The organism is Mycobacterium sp., from assembly GCF_049683935.1.
Lineage (GTDB): Bacteria > Actinomycetota > Actinomycetes > Mycobacteriales > Mycobacteriaceae > Mycobacterium.
The window spans coordinates 1-13555 of record NZ_JBAUJR010000131.1; the positions used below are offsets into that span (position 1 = coordinate 1).

General features: G+C 66.7%; 12 protein-coding genes and 1 pseudogene. 7 read left to right on the forward strand and 6 right to left on the reverse strand.

Annotated features, from left to right (window positions below; genetic code table 11):
* Window positions 1-54: 54 nt before the first annotated feature.
* The 3 genes from mig to WA965_RS07805 all read right to left on the reverse strand — a co-directional run bounded on the left by mig (window position 55) and on the right by WA965_RS07805 (window position 3416).
* The gene (mig, locus tag WA965_RS07795) at window positions 55-1707 is read right to left on the reverse strand and encodes a medium-chain acyl-CoA ligase Mig (protein WP_526298646.1); all 1653 of its coding nucleotides are present in this window, start codon (window positions 1705-1707) and stop codon (window positions 55-57) included.
* Window positions 1708-1782: 75 nt separating this feature from the next.
* Window positions 1783-2403 carry a cysteine hydrolase family protein gene (locus WA965_RS07800; RefSeq protein ID WP_526298648.1) on the reverse strand — a complete coding sequence of 207 codons (621 nt, stop codon included), beginning with the start codon at window positions 2401-2403 and terminating at the stop codon, window positions 1783-1785.
* A complete protein-coding gene (locus WA965_RS07805; protein WP_526298650.1) occupies window positions 2400-3416 on the reverse strand; it encodes an aromatic ring-hydroxylating oxygenase subunit alpha in 1017 nt (338 codons plus the stop codon). The genes WA965_RS07800 and WA965_RS07805 overlap by 4 nt, the downstream gene beginning before the upstream one ends.
* Window positions 3417-3599: 183 nt before the next feature.
* On the opposite strand from WA965_RS07805, the gene WA965_RS07810 reads away from it, so the two are divergent.
* A complete protein-coding gene (locus tag WA965_RS07810) occupies window positions 3600-5201 on the forward strand; it encodes a flavin-containing monooxygenase (protein ID WP_526298652.1) in 1602 nt (533 codons plus the stop codon).
* The gene (locus WA965_RS07815; RefSeq protein WP_526298654.1) at window positions 5198-6319 is read left to right on the forward strand and encodes an alpha/beta hydrolase; all 1122 of its coding nucleotides are present in this window, start codon (window positions 5198-5200) and stop codon (window positions 6317-6319) included. The genes WA965_RS07810 and WA965_RS07815 overlap by 4 nt, the downstream gene beginning before the upstream one ends.
* Here WA965_RS07815 and WA965_RS07820 read toward each other — a convergent pair.
* Entirely contained in the window at window positions 6291-6908 is a 618-nt protein-coding gene (locus WA965_RS07820; protein ID WP_526298656.1) for a TetR/AcrR family transcriptional regulator, read from the reverse strand. The two genes, WA965_RS07815 and WA965_RS07820, sit on opposite strands and share 29 nt — an antisense overlap.
* 67 nt (window positions 6909-6975) lie before the next feature.
* On the opposite strand from WA965_RS07820, the gene WA965_RS07825 reads away from it, so the two are divergent.
* From WA965_RS07825 to WA965_RS07835, 3 genes are read left to right on the forward strand one after another with little or no spacing between them, the layout of a single operon-like run.
* Window positions 6976-8058, forward strand: coding sequence for a phosphotransferase (locus WA965_RS07825; protein ID WP_526298658.1), 1083 nt, complete (start codon window positions 6976-6978; stop codon window positions 8056-8058).
* Complete coding sequence (locus WA965_RS07830) at window positions 8055-8432, forward strand: nuclear transport factor 2 family protein (protein ID WP_526298660.1); 378 nt, start codon at window positions 8055-8057, stop codon at window positions 8430-8432. The genes WA965_RS07825 and WA965_RS07830 overlap by 4 nt, the downstream gene beginning before the upstream one ends.
* Window positions 8429-9475 carry a TIGR03857 family LLM class F420-dependent oxidoreductase gene (locus WA965_RS07835; protein ID WP_526298662.1) on the forward strand — a complete coding sequence of 349 codons (1047 nt, stop codon included), beginning with the start codon at window positions 8429-8431 and terminating at the stop codon, window positions 9473-9475. The genes WA965_RS07830 and WA965_RS07835 overlap by 4 nt, the downstream gene beginning before the upstream one ends.
* 11 nt (window positions 9476-9486) lie before the next feature.
* Here the strand turns inward: WA965_RS07835 and WA965_RS07840 are convergent, their stop codons facing one another.
* Window positions 9487-10983: an acyl-CoA carboxylase subunit beta gene (locus WA965_RS07840; RefSeq protein ID WP_526298664.1), complete on the reverse strand. Its 1497-nt coding sequence runs from the start codon at window positions 10981-10983 to the stop codon at window positions 9487-9489.
* Window positions 10984-11066: 83 nt separating this feature from the next.
* Here WA965_RS07840 and WA965_RS07845 point away from each other — a divergent pair, with 83 nt between their 5' ends.
* Both WA965_RS07845 and WA965_RS07850 read left to right on the forward strand, forming a co-directional pair.
* Window positions 11067-12098, forward strand: coding sequence for an LLM class F420-dependent oxidoreductase (locus WA965_RS07845; protein WP_526298666.1), 1032 nt, complete (start codon window positions 11067-11069; stop codon window positions 12096-12098).
* Window positions 12099-12111: 13 nt separating this feature from the next.
* On the forward strand, window positions 12112-13350 hold the full coding sequence (locus tag WA965_RS07850; RefSeq protein ID WP_526298668.1) for a cytochrome P450: 1239 nt from the start codon (window positions 12112-12114) through the stop codon (window positions 13348-13350).
* Here the strand turns inward: WA965_RS07850 and WA965_RS07855 are convergent.
* Window positions 13347-13555 (reverse strand): annotated as a pseudogene (locus WA965_RS07855) (amidohydrolase family protein); the annotation flags it as partial. The gene WA965_RS07850 and the pseudogene WA965_RS07855 overlap by 4 nt on opposite strands.

Consider the following 13555-nt stretch of genomic DNA (forward strand, 5'->3'; position numbering starts at 1 on the left):
GCTCAGGGCCCGTTGAATCGCCGCCGGCTCAGGGCCCGTTGAATCGCCTCCGGCTCATGCGCCGCCGGTGGCCTGCTCGCGCGCCCACCGGTAGTCGGCCTTGCCTGCCGGGCTGCGCTCGATGGCGGGCCGGAACACCACCGCTTTCGGCAGTTTGTACCGGGCGATGACGTCGGAGGCGTGCTCGATGAGTTCCTCAGCGGTCGCTCCACCGCCGTCGACGAGCGCGACCACGGCCACTACCTCCTGACCCCACCGCTCGCTCGGCCGGCCCGCGACCACCACGTCGGCGACCGCAGGATGGGACGCGACCGCGGACTCCACCTCTTCGGCGAAGATCTTCTCTCCGCCGGAGTTGATCGTGACCGAATCGCGGCCGAGCAGTTCCACCGAACCGTCGGACAGATGCCGGGCGCGATCGCCGGGTACCGAGTACCGGACCCCGTCGATGACAGGAAACGTGGCGGCCGTCTTGACGGCGTCGCCCTTGTAGCCGAGTGGGACGTACCCGCGCTGCGCCAACCAGCCCATGTCGTCGTGGCCGGGTTCGAGGATCGTGCCGAGGTCCTCGGAGGCAACGGAGGTGTCGGGACCTGCGGTGAACTTGCCGGTCGATACCGCGCCGGAGGCCGACATGTGGGTCATCTGCGCACCGGTCTCCGAGGACCCCACACCGTCGACGATCATCAGGTTGGGCTTGCTGTCGATGAGTCGCTGCTTGGCGGTCGGCGTGAGCTGTGCGCCGCCGTTGGCCACCACCGCCAGCGACGACAGATCAGCGCTCGTCCGCTCGAACGCGTCGGCCAACGGGCGGGCCATCGCGTCGCCGACCACGGTCACCGCCAGGATCTTCTCCCGTTCGATGGTGGCCACCACGTCGTCGACGTCGAGATGGTCGGTGACGGCAGAGAACACCACCGTCTGACCGGTGTTCATCGCCGTCAGCACGGCCCACTGAGCGGCGCCGTGCATCAGCGGCGGTAGCACCATCAGCCTGGTGTCGGGGGCGGCGACGCAGCGGGCGGTGATGTCGTCGTAGCTGGTGGCCAGTTCGCCGGTGTAGAGGCTGCGGCCGCCGAAGGAGGTCATGAAGATGTCGTGCTGACGCCACAGCACACCCTTGGGCATGCCGGTCGTCCCACCGGTGTAGAGCACGTAGAGGTCGTCCGGTGACGGCTGCACCGGCGGCGCGTCGGCAGGTCCGGTCGCCACGATCGACTCGTAGTCGACGGCGCCGGGCAGTAGGTCGTTGCCGGAGTCGTCGGCGATCTGGATGAGCACCTTCAGCTGCGGCAGATCGGCCAGCACCTCGGCCAGGCGCGGGGCGAAGGCGGCGTGGTAGAGCAGCGCGGATGCGCCGGAATCGGAGAGCAGGTACTGCAGCTCGCTCTTGACGTACCGGTAGTTGACGTTGAACGGCGCGACCCGCGAGCGCCACGACCCCAACATGCCCTCGACGTATTCGGGGCCGTTGTGGGCGTAGATACCCAGCAGATCCTGCCCGACCTCGTGACCGCCCAACTCGGCGCGCTCGGTGTGACACCCCAGGCCGCGGGAGTGGAGGTAGCCGGCGAGACGATTCGATCGCTCCACGATCTGCGCGTACGTGAAGCGGCGATCGCCCTGGACGATGAAGTCACGATCGCCGATGACGGCCGCGACGGCATCGGCGGCGGCCGGGACGGTGAACTGAGTCGACTCGGTCATGCGATGGACTCTAGACGCCGGTGCCCAGCGGGTAGACAGTTGGTCCAAAGTTGTATGGCCATCGGCTCCGGTTCGTCATCGCCTTCTCCATGCCCCGATGAGATCGTCGGTGGTGGTGACGGACGCGAGCAGCGACAACGTGTTGTCGATGACCGCGTCGCAGTAGTCGTGCGGAATCCCGGCGACCGCGTCCCGGGGCAGGACCACGCGATAGGCCGCGTTCACGGCGTCCATGACCAGGTTGGTGATCGCCACGTTCACCGAAACGCCGACGGCGACGATGGTGCTCACCCCGAGGTTGCGCAGGATCGAATCCAGGTCCGTGCCGCCCATCGGCCCGATGCCATGCCACCTGTGCAGCACGAGATCGGTTGGCTGGGCGTCGAGTTCGGGCACGAGTCGGGTGCCGGGGCTGCCGGGGCTGATGTCGACACCTGCGGCGCCGAAGGCGAAGATCTTGGCGTTGTGGTTGGCGCCCCGGCCGTCGGACCTGCGCTGGACCACGCAGTGCACGACGGATACGCCCGCGGCACGCGCGACGGGCAGCAGCCGGGCGATATTGGGCACGGCCTGCCTGCGGGCCGCCTCGGACAGTGCCCGCAGCCCCGCATCCGGTCCGACGATGGCCCCCTGGCACTCCTGGGTGACGATGGCGGTGTGTGCGGGTGTCACCAGGTCGGCGAGGTCGGGCTTCATGGTGAGGTGACCGGTTGTCCCACCGGTGGCACTTCATAAAACTGCGTCGCCCACTTCCGCATGGCCAGATACGGTTTGGCGTCGATCTTGGCCAGCGGCGGGTTCTCGACGTACTTCTGGTAGCGCCAGATGTCGCAGTCCTCCCACACGGTCTTGAGGAACTGTCGTTCGACCTTGGCGCGCACGCTGTCGGGCGGAATGTCGGAGGTCTCCCCGGGCAGCTTCGGCCACCAGATCGAATAGAACATGTCGGATACCTCGTCATCAACCGGTGTGCACGCGAAGATCAACCGGTGGTTGGAGGAGCCCTCGAACGCACTCATCGCGAACCCGAGTCCGGAGAAATGGCTGTGGATGCGCAACGCCATCTGTTTGGGGTCGTCGCTGCGGACGTCCGGCCAGCCGGTGAGGAAGCGCCATTCCTCGTCGACGTGCTCCCAGTGCAGACACACCGGCGTGACGGAGGCGCCGTGCACATACCGGAAATGTGAACTGTCCGGACCGTTCTCGGCCACGATCTGCGGGTGCACCGGGATGGCGTCGGCGCGGCTGGAGAACTCCGGGTACGGACGGTAGTAGGCGCCGGCGTCGGTCTCGAACTGGGGGAACTTGAGAAAGATGTCCGGCAGTTCCCACTGCGGTTCCTTGCCCTGGGGCTGGTACCACATGAAGATGCAGCCGTACTGTTCCTTGATCGGATAGGTCCGCAACCTCAGGCCCCGATTGGGGCGATCCGGCTGATAGGGGATGTAGCGGTTGGAACCGTCGGGACCCCATCGCCAGCCGTGAAACGGGCACTCGACACAATCGCCGACGACCTTGCCGCCGTGCCCGATGTGGGCACCGAGATGCTTGCAGTGCGCTTCGAGGACGTGCAGTTCGCCCGACTCGTCCCGGTAGGCGGCGAGGTCCTCACCGAAGTAGTGCAGCGCCCGGACGTCGCCGACCTCGAACTCCGCTGACCATCCGATCATGAACCATCCGGTGACCTTCCAGGTGAACGGGACTTTCACAGATGCCTCCCTCGGTGACCCAGAGATACGGTGGAGCTTACAGTAGAGAATTCGGCAGGAAGCCCGGAACGTCGCGCAGCCGTCGCCGAAATCGGCACATATCCGGAGGCAATACTGTAATAGTTACAGTATCTGGGCCCGGGCCCAACACTGCCGATCCGGCGAGGAAGGTGAACAGCACTCGTGGACGTGATCGTCATCGGCGCCGGATTCTCCGGGCTGTACGCGTTGCATCGACTGCGTGACCTGGGGTTCCGGGTGCACGTCCTGGAGAAAGCCCACAACGTCGGCGGCACTTGGCTGTTCAACCGCTATCCGGGCGCTCGCTGCGACATCGAGAGCATCGAATACTCCTACAGCTTCTCCGAGGAGATCGAGCAGGATTGGGTGTGGACCGAGACGATGCCGGCCCAGCCCGAGATCGAGGCCTATCTGAACTTCGTCGCGGACCGACTGGACCTGCGCCGCGACATCTCGTTCGGCACCGAGGTCGTCTCGATGAGATACGACGAGGACGCCGCGGTGTGGACGGTCGAGACCGCAGCGGGCCAGTCGTTCGTCGCGCCGTTCGTGGTGGCCGCATCGGGCATCCTGTCGGTGCCTCTGGAACCCGCCATCGACGGGATGGACACCTTCGCCGGAACATCGTTGTTCACCAGTCGCTGGCCCGCAGATGACATCGACCTCAGCGGCCGGCGGGTCGGCGTCATCGGTACCGGATCAACCGGCGTGCAACTGATTCCGGTGGTGGCGCGCCAGGCGGCACACCTCACGGTGTTCCAGCGCTCGCCGGCCTACACGCTGCCCTGGCAGGTCCGTGCCTTCGAGCCCGGTGAACTCGATGAGCTGAAGAGCAATTACGGGCAGATCCGCGAGGCACAGCGTCAGCATCCTGTGGGCGCGGCCCGGCTCAGTGCCTTCTCGGTGCTGCTGGACATGCTCGTCAAGCCGCCGCTCAGGGGTGCCACCCGCGAGGAACAGGTGCGCGCGGTCGAGGAGCACGGCGTCATGGGCGCGCTCAGCTGGGGTGACATCTTCTTCGACATCGAGGCCAACCAGATGGCGGGGAGGCTCTACGGGGAGGCGGTGGCCCGCATCGTCGAGGACGCCGATACCGCCGCGGCGCTGACTCCGACGCACCCGTTCGGCTGCAAACGTCCGATCATCGACCAGGGTTACTACGAAACCTTCAACCGGGACAATGTGACCCTGGTCGACCTGAGAAACAACCCCATCGTCAGCGTCACGCCCGAGGGCATTCGAACCGAGCGGGAACTGCACGAACTCGACGTGATCATCTACGCAACCGGTTTCGACGCGATGACCGGCGCGCTGACCCGCATCGACGTCCGCGGTCGAGAAGCGATGTCACTGGCCGAGTTCTGGGGCACGGAGGGTCCGTACTCCTATCTCGGCATCGCCGTGGCCGGGTTCCCGAACCTGTTCATCATCCAGGCCCCGGGAAGCCCCTCGGCGGCAACCAATTTTGTCGCCGCGCTCGAGCAGCACGTGGAGTGGATCGGCGACTGCCTGTCGCATCTGCGCGCCAACGGTCACCGCACCATCGAGGCGCTGCGGGACGCCCAGCGCGAATGGATCGAGCACACGACGGCGTTGGTGGCGCCGACGGTGTTGGTGCATCCGACGTGCAACTCCTGGTACAACGGCGGCAATGTCCCGGGAAAGAAGCGGATGTACATGGGTTACACCGCGGGCATTCCGGAATACCGCAGGCGCTGTGACGAGATCGCGGCGGCCGGTTACGCCGGGTTCGAGCTCGGATGAGAAGCACGGAACGCGCCTGGCGTATCGGGCGGGACTTCGCCGGCGTGCTGCCGCGGGCGCATGCGGCACTGTCGACCGCAGGCGAGTGGAACCCGTTGTCGGTGAGCGGTGCTCGCCGACTCGGGGAAGTGGTGCTCGACGAGCTCGCGCTGTCGGGGATGACGTTGACCGCTCCGCCGCCGAAGCTGGAGCGGTCCGTCGACTCCTGCAGAGCCGCTGCCGACGAGTTGTCCGGTGGCGGGGTGGCGGGTGCGCAATCCGATCCGACGCCGTTGCAGGTCGCATCCCTGCGTCGCCGTCGATGGGGCCGGCAGACCTACGAACAGCTGACGTTCGACCACGATCCTGCGCTCCCGGACTCGCTGAGTGCCGAGGGTTTCGGCGGTCCGGCGACAGCCGTCGTACACCTCTGTCGAACAGGTGAGGACCGGCGGCCATGGCTGGTATGGCTGCACGGGGCAGGTCAGGGCCAGCCGATCGATCTGCTGTTCTCGCGGGCGCGTCGCCTCCAGGACGAATTCGGGTTCAACATCGCGCTGCCCGTTCAGCCGGGATGCGGGGTGCGCCGCAGTGCGTGGCCCGCCTACCCGAACATGGACCCGCTGGCCAATGTCGCCGGCATGATGCGCGCGGTCTCCGAGGTGCGCGCGGTCCTGCGGTGGCTGCGCCCGCAGGCGAGCGCGATCGCGGTGTCGGGGGTGTCGATGGGAAGCCCGTTGGCAGGGCTGGTGTCCCACCTCGAACCCGTCGACGGCGTGGCGGTGTACACCCCGATATCCGGCCTGAACTCGATGATCGCCGCACACCTCGGCCGGTGGGGTCCGTCGGTGCGGGACACCGTCGAGTTGTTGCAGTCCGACGTGGTCGAACAACTGATGTCGGCTGTCGACTACCGGTCCGTCGCCCCCACCGCGCCGCCGGATCGGCGGCTCATCGTCGGGGCCTGGCACGACCGGATGGCCACGCCGGAAGCCGCGCTCGCACTTCACCAGCGGTGGGGCGGCCAGTTGTACTGGCATCGGGGCAGCCACGTCGGCCATCTGTTCGCCGGCGGTGTTCAGACCGCGTCGGAACGTTTTCTGCAGAAGGTCAGCGAGTTGAGCCGTAGTCGCGAATGAGCCGCAGCCGAAGGTATTTCAGCTCGGTCTCGAGATCGTAGTCCGCCGTGAGCACGAGCCAGAGGTAGGCGATGCCATACACCGCTGAGCTGATGTCGTTGACCGCGCGGGTGACGTCGACGTCGGGTCGCACCGAACCGTCGGCGACCCCCTTGTCCAGTCCGGCTCTGACCCGTTGCATGCCGACGTCGAGCTGGCCCAGCGAGCGGGGGCGCAGTGCCGAGGTGCTCTTGACGGCCTCGAACGCGGCGACGAACATCGCGCGGAGAAGCTCGGGATCGTCGGAGGCGAGCTGGCCGATCCGGTCCAGGTGGGCGAGCGCGTGCTCCAGGCCGGTGGCATCGGGGTCGAGGTCGGGGCTGAGCGCTGCCATGTACTCGCGCATGAAGATGGCATCGAGGACCGCGTCCTTGCTGCCGTATCGAGCGTGCACCATCGCCCGGCTGTATCCGGCCCGGCGGCCGATTTCGGCGGCAGTGGTTGCTTCCCAGCCTTTTTCGATGATCAGTTCGGCCGCCGCGCGGGCCAGTTTGCGGCTGGAGATCTCGACCCGTTCCGGCTGTGTCAGGCCGCGACTGGGGGTGGGCACCCTTGCATATTAGACGACCGACAATTATGTTACTTGCGATGCGTCAAATATGTGGCGGGGCAACTCGATGGTGAGTACCGGCACCGCGCGGGTTCCCGGCGGCGTCGATGAGCTGACCCCTCAGTGGCTCACCGACGTGCTGCGCACCGACGGGGGTGTTTCCGACGCCACGGTCACCGACGTTCGGATCGAGCAGATCGCTCAGGACAGCGGATTCTCGTCGCTGCTCTACCGGCTTCATCTGACCGCCGACGGCAGTGTGCCGGCCACGGTGATCGCGAAACTGCCCGCGGTGTCCGAGGCGCGCGGAGCGATGGAACTGCTGGGCGGCTACCGGCGGGAGGTGGCGTTCTACCGGCACGTCGCGGGACGCGCACCGATCGCGACACCGCAGGTATATGCCGCCCGCATGGCGGAAGACTCGGTCGACTTTGTGCTGCTGCTCGAAGATCTGCGGGACTGGGACAACGCCGACCATCTGGCCGGCCTGTCCATCGACCGGGCGCGACTGTGTGTCCAGCAGTTGGCCGGACTGCACGCCTGGTCTGTGAACTCGGCGGACAGCACTGTGTTGGAACACTTTCCGAGTCTGGACACCCCGATCGCACGGGACCTGCTGTTGCCCGCGTTTGCGCCCGGCTGGCAGACGTACCGAGAGCACTGCACCGGTTCGGTGCCGGCAGGCGTGGCGGCCTTTGCCGAGAGTTTTGCCGAACGGGCGGCTGCTGCTCTGCCGGTGCTGACCGAACGCGACATGCTGCTGCACGGCGACATCAGGGCCGACAACCTGTTCTTCGACGGGGACCAGATGAAGGTGGTGGACTTCCAGTTCGCCGCCCGAGGGTCCGGTGCCGCCGACATCGCCTACCTGGTCACCCAGGGCCTACCGAGCCGGGAGCGGGCAGGACACGACGAGGTGCTGCTGCGGCACTACCTCGATCAGCTCGCCGATTTCGGCGTCACCGACTACGGATTCGACGAGGCGTGGCGGCAGTACCGATGCGCGGCCGCCTATCTGATGGTGCTCCCCGTCATCACCCTCAACGGCTGGGAGGTGTTGCCGGAGCGGTCCCGTCAGCTCTGCCTGGCTCTCATCGACCGCGCGATCGACGCGATCGACCAGATCGACGCCCTGGAGGTGTTCGCATGACCCGATCGGCACGGGAGGTGGTGGAGCTGTACAACCTCGTGGTGTGGAACGAACGCGACTTCGCCCTCGCCGAAGAACTGCTGGGCGACTCGGTGATCCGACACAACGCGGGGGAGAAGGCGACCACGCTGACCCACGACGAGGCGGTGGCGCGCGTCGTCGACCACTGGGAGATGTTCGAGACGATCCGGTTCGACCTCAACCTCGTTGTCGCCGGTGACGACGGCGAGCACGTGACTGTCGTCTACCAGTCGCCGATGACGCTCAAGGACGGCACCGAGACCACCGTCGCCAGCATGGAGATCTTCCGGGTCGTCGACGGCAGGATCACCGAGGTCTGGAATTGCGGCTACAAGCAAGGAGTTTGGGCGTGAACGAACGTGTGCTCGATGAACTCGGCTACTACCTGCTGGCCGGTGCCGGGGGTGAGGGTCCGGCCGCCCTGATGGGCGAGGCGCGCCGCGGTGAGGAGCTGGGCTTCGGCACCGGATTCATCTCCGAACGCTGGAACGTCAAAGAGGCGTCGTCGCTCACCGGGGCCGCACTTGCGGTGACCAGTCGGATGCAGATCGCCACCGCCGCTACCAATCACAACACCCGCCACCCGTTGATCACCGGGTCGTGGGCGACCACGATGCACCGGCTGTCCGGCGGCCGCTTCACCCTGGGCCTCGGGCGCGGCATCGCGGCGATGTACAACGCGTTCGGTGTGCCCGCGGTGACCACGGCGCAGATGGAGGACTTCGCCCAGGTCATGCGCAAGCTCTGGCACGGCGAGCTGATCTTCGACCACGACGGGCCGATCGGCAAATATCAGGTGCTGTTCCTCGACCCCGACTTCGACGAGGACATCAGGCTGGGCCTCGTCGCTTTCGGGCCGCAGACGCTGGCGCTGGGGGGACGGGAGTTCGACGACGTCATCCTGCACACCTACTTCACTCCCGAGACCCTGCAGCGCGCGGTGAAGACGGTCAAGGACGCTGCGGAGCAGGCCGGACGCGACCCCGCCAGCGTGAAGGTGTGGTCGTGCTTCGCGACCGTCGGTGACCATCTCCCCGAGGAATTGCGACTGAAGAAGACCGTTGCGCGGCTGGCCACCTACCTGCAGGGCTACGGCGACCTGCTGGTCAATACCAATGGCTGGGATACCGCTGTGCTGCAACGCTTCCGCGACGACCCGGTGGTCCAGTCGATCCCCGGTGGCATCGATCACAAAGCCACCTCCGAGCAGATCGAGCACATCGCCACGCTGATCCCCGAGGAATGGCTCGAGCCGTCGGCCACCGGGTCGGCGCAACAGTGCGTCGACCGTGTGCGCAAGGAGTTCGACTACGGCGCCGACGCGGTGATCATGCACGGGGCGACCCCCGACGAACTCGAGCCGATCGTGGCCGCGTACCGCGCCACCGACGGCTGAGCCGCTCAGCGCTAGGGCGTGATGGTCGAGCGGGTGACCGGTTGGGCAGCGGCCTGGCGGCTGCGGAGACCGCGACTCAGCGCGTCCAGCAGCGCGTCCCTCGTCTCCTCCGGGTGGATGAGGTCGTCGAAGCCGAGGTGGCCGGCCGACCGGAACGATGCGTCCACCTCGGCCTGACGCAGCTTCTCCTCGACGTCCTCGGCGGCGTGTGAGGCACGGCTGAGGGCCGCGGCGCTCATCGCTCCCATCGTCGCGCCGGGATAGGCGAAGGTGGCGCTCTGGTTGTCGAACCCGAGCAGTGACATCACCATCGAGCCGAAACCGTAGGCCTTCCGCAGTGTGACATGAAGTTTGACCGTCGTGGCCACGGTCTGCGCCGCGAACATCCGGGCACCGCTACGGAGCACGCCCTGGCGTTCGGAGCGACTGCCCGGCATCATTCCCGGGTTGTCGGCGAGGAAGACCAGCGGCAGATGGAACGCGTCGGCCACCGAGATGAAATGTGCTGCCTTGTCGGCGGCGTCGGCGTCGATGGAACCGGCCATCACCCGCGGCTGGTTCGCCACCACCGCGACCGGATGGCCACCGAGGTGGGCCAACGCACAGATGATGGCGGATCCGAATTTCGGCTGCACTTCGAACCAGTCCGAGCTGTCGAACACGACGTCGAGCACCGCACGCATGTCGTACACCTGACGGTTGCCGCGCGGCACGATCTCGAGAAGCTCAGGGGTCTGGCGTGGGCCGGTGGAGTCGTCGGTCGGCAGGGACGCCGGATACGACCAGGCGCTCGACGGGAAGTAGGACAGGTAGCGGCGGATGTCGTCGAGCACCGCTGCGTCGTCCTGGCCGAGGTTGTGGATCACGCCGCTGGCCAACGCCACGCTCGGGCCGCCGAGATCCTCTTTCGAAATCTCCTCGCCGGTCGACTCTTTGACCACGGGTGGTCCCGCGGTGAAGATCGCCCCCTGCGTGGTCATGATGGTCCAATCGCACACCGGGGCGACCAGCGCGCCGTGGCCGGCGGACGGGCCGAACAAGCCCGCGACCGTCGGCACTGTTCCCGAGCACTGCGCTTGCGCCAGCAGGTCGGTGGGGGTGCGGCCGTAGTGCTCTCCGCTGGGGCGGAAACCGGCGCCCTCGAGCAACATCACCATCGGAATCCGATCCCGCAGAGCCACTTCAGCGAGGCGGTAACGCTTCGAGTTTCCTCCGGGACCGATGCTGCCGGCCAGGGTGGTGAAGTCCTCGGCCCCCACCATCACCGGCGAGCCGTTGATCAATCCGGAACCGGTGACGATGCCGTCGGCCGCGATCTCGCCGCCGACGAGGGTGCCGAACTCGCGGAAAGATCCCTTGTCGAGGAGATGGTCGATACGTCCGCGGGCATCGAGTTTGCCCTTGTCGTGGTGCTTGGCGACGCGCTCGTCACCGCCCATGGCGCGCGAATGGTCCCGTCGGCGGGCGAGTTCGCCCAGCGTGTCCTGCCAGTCCTCGGCACCGGCCATCGGTCACTCCCGTCCTCAGCGGCGGCCCTCGCAGGGCTCGCAACGTTGACCATACTGAATTGCTTACTGTAGCTTCGTTTGGCATGCGTCCTGAAGGCGGCCTCAAGGTCGACGCCGCCGTGGTCAGCCGGCTTTCCGAGGTGCCGTCCGGTGCCCGCACGCTGGAACGTCGCGGCTTCGACGGCTGCTGGACGGCCGAGGTCAGCCATGACCCCTTTCTGCCGCTGACGCTGGCCGCGGGACACACCACCACGATCGAACTCGGCACCAGCATCGCGGTGGCGTTTGCCCGCAACCCGATGACGGTGGCCCAGGTCGGCTGGGATCTGCAGGACTACTCGCAGGGCCGGTTCATCCTGGGGTTGGGCTCACAGATCAAGCCGCACATCGAGAAGCGTTTCAGCATGCCGTGGAGCAAGCCGGTGGCGCGAATGCACGAGTTCGTGCTTGCGCTGCGGGAGATCTGGTCCTGCTGGCGCGAGGACACCGCGCTGCAGTTCGAGGGCGAGTTCTACACCCACACGCTGATGACGCCGATGTTCGTCCCGCCGGTCCACCCACACCGCGACCCGAAAGTCTTTGTCGCCGCCGTCGGCGATCGCATGACCGAGATGTGCGGGGAGGTCGCCGACGGCATTCTTGCACATGCCTTTTCGACGCAGCGGTACTTCCGTGAGGTGACGTTGCCGACGCTGTCCCGGGGTCTGGAGCGGTCGGGTCGGGTGCGCGCCGACATCGAGGTGGCGAGCCCGCTGTTCGTGGTGACCGGACGCGACGACGCCGAGCTGACTGCGGCGGCGTCGGGGACGCGCAAGCAGATCGCCTTCTACGCCTCCACTCCCGCATATCGCAGGGTGCTGGAGTTGCACGGCTGGGGAGACCTCCATACGGAGCTTCACCGGCTGTCGCGTGAGGGTGATTGGGACGGCATGGGTTCGCTGATCGACGACACCATCCTCGGCGAGTTCGCCGTGGTGGCGCCGGTTGACGAACTGGCGGCGAAGATCCGGGCTCGATGTGACGGCCTGATCGACCGGGTGCTGGTGGGTTTTCCGCCGTCGGTCGATGAGGCGACAGTTGTTGATCTGGTGGCTGATCTGCGCGGCAGCGCATGACGAGGGAGTGCTGATGAGTGTTCGTGTCGCCGATGAGGCTGCGAGGGTGCTGGCCGATCCGACGGCCTACGCCGACGAGCGGAAGCTGCACGCGGCGTTGACTCATCTGCGGGCGAATGCGCCGGTGTCGTGGGTCGAGGTGCCCGACTACCGGCCGTTCTGGGCGATCACCAAGCACGCCGACATCATGGCGATCGAGCGTGCCGACACGGTGTTCACGAACTCGCCGCGGCCGGTGCTGACAACCGCCGAGGGCGATGTGCAGCAGGCGGCCATGGGCGTGAGCACGCTCATCCACATGGACGATCCCCAGCACCGCAAGGTCAGGGGGATCGGAGCGGACTGGTTCCGCCCGAAGGCCATGCGGGGGTTGAAGGTCCGCGTCGACGAGCTCGCCGGATCCTTCGTGGACAAGATGTACGACATGGGCGGCGAGTGCGATTTCGTGCCCGATGTGGCGGTGAACTTCCCGCTGTACGTCATCATGTCGCTGCTCGGCATCCCGGAGTCGGACTTTCCCCGCATGTTGACCTACACGCAGGAGCTGTTCGGCAGCGACGACACCGAATTGCAGCGCGGCGTGACGATGGAGGAGCGCGGGATGGCGCTGTTCGAGATGTTCACCTACTTCAACGGGATCACCGCGTCGCGACGTCAGCAGCCCACCGAGGATCTGGCGTCGGCCATCGCCAACGCGCGGATCGACGGGGAGCCACTGTCAGATCTCGACACCGTCTCCTACTACCTCATCGTCGCCACGGCCGGACACGACACCACCAGCGCCACCATCTCGGGCGGACTGCAGGCGTTGACCGAGAACCAGGACCAGTTGCGACGGCTGCAGGCCGATCCGGGCCTGATGGGGCTGGCCACCGAGGAGATGGTCCGCTGGGTCACCCCGGTGAAGGAGTTCATGCGAACCGCGCAGCGGGACACCGAGGTTCGGGGGGTGCCGATCGCGGCGGGGGATTCGGTGCTGCTGTCCTACCCGTCGGGCAACCGCGACGAGGAGGTGTTCGCCGACCCGTTCCGCTTCGACGTGGGCCGCGATCCCAACAGGCACGTCGCGTTCGGCCACGGCGTGCACTTCTGTCTGGGAGCGGCGCTGGCCCGCATGGAGGTCAACAGTTTCTTCTCCGCACTGCTACCGCGGCTGAAGTCCATCGAGCTGACCGGCACGCCTGAGCACACCGCGACGATCTTCGTCGGCGGGCTCAAGCACCTGCCGATTCGCTACCGCCTGTTGGACTAGGAGTTCCCGCGCGCAGCCGCCTTGAGTGCGTCAAAATGTCCTGCGCCGCCGCCACGTTCGCCCTCCTTGTGATGAGAGAGCGCTTGGATGGTGACGTCGTGGCCTTCGGAGGCTTTGCGCAGGGCGCCGACGGTGGCCTGGTCTTTGGGGACATGGGTGAACGGGTCCCAGTGATACCAGCGCATCGCGTTCTCGTAGGTCATCT